The 416-nt window shown below is 47.1% G+C and carries 1 protein-coding gene; it reads right to left on the reverse strand.

Going from position 1 to position 416, the window contains the following annotated elements; all coding sequences use genetic code 11:
• Nucleotides 1-294: hypothetical protein (locus H6A60_RS12705; protein ID WP_205105212.1), on the reverse strand; the 294-nt coding region annotated here is incomplete at its 3' end.
• Between the last annotated feature and the right edge of the window lie 122 nt (nucleotides 295-416).

The following is a 416-nucleotide window of genomic DNA, read 5'->3' on the forward strand; positions in this document are numbered from 1 at the left end:
GTAGTAAATGAGCCAGAGGTTGTCAGGTTCGTGCGTGAGTGCTGTATCTATCCAGCCGAGCGTCCGGTCGGCAACTTCGGGTGTAACATTCGGGAGTTTGGATACCTCTTTTGCAGCCAATCGAATCACTTGTATGGCGATGCCATCAAAAGTTATTTTCTGATCACTCGTCCATTTTTCCCAATGTTGTGGCTGGAAGTTAATGGGATCCCACCAGGCGAGAAAAATATGCATTTTAAGAACGCCTGCCTCAGCAAGTTTCTTTGCCTGGTAGAGCATCAGGCCGTAAAGCATGTCGGTTTTATCGTTACCGAGATGGAGCCACTTCCAAATATTTCGTCGGACAATCTGGCTAGTTGTAGAACCCTTTGCAAGGAGTACTTTGTTCCATTTATAGTAAACCCAGCCAAGGCCGC

The organism is Sutterella massiliensis (assembly GCF_016899755.1).
GTDB lineage: Bacteria > Pseudomonadota > Gammaproteobacteria > Burkholderiales > Burkholderiaceae_F > Sutterella > Sutterella massiliensis.